The sequence below is a fragment of the Mycobacterium sp. DBP42 genome (assembly GCF_005924235.1).
In the GTDB taxonomy this organism is placed as follows: domain Bacteria; phylum Actinomycetota; class Actinomycetes; order Mycobacteriales; family Mycobacteriaceae; genus Mycobacterium; species Mycobacterium syngnathidarum.
Map to the genome: position 1 here is coordinate 1 of NZ_VCMY01000126.1, position 390 is coordinate 390.

Below are 390 nucleotides of genomic sequence, written 5' to 3' on the forward strand. Positions count from 1 at the left end.
TGGTGCTGACGTCCGGCTTGATAAACTGCATAGTGTCGTAAATAGACATCCCTGCGGTAATCACGCCGCCTGGGGAGTTAATATACAGGTAGATATCTTTTTCCGGGTTTTCCGCTTCCAGGAACAGCATCTGCGCCACAATCAGGTTAGCCATATGGTCTTCGACCTGGCCGGTCAGAAAAATGACGCGTTCCTTAAGTAGACGAGAATAGATATCAAATGAGCGCTCACCGCGTGAGGTCTGTTCAATGACCATCGGCACCAGCGCCATATGGGGTGCAAAGTTATCTCGTTCGCCGCTGTATGACATTTCCGTCTCCTGGATAAAATTTGAAAAAACCTGCTGTACCGATTGTAACCTTATGGACGGATTATCAGCTAGTCCCTCTG

General features: G+C 48.5%; 1 protein-coding gene. It reads right to left on the reverse strand.

Annotated features, from left to right (window positions below):
• The coding region (locus E0T84_RS31700) for an ATP-dependent Clp protease proteolytic subunit (protein WP_249383800.1) at window positions 1-271 on the reverse strand (271 nt) is incomplete at its 3' end.
• Window positions 272-390 lie beyond the last annotated feature (119 nt).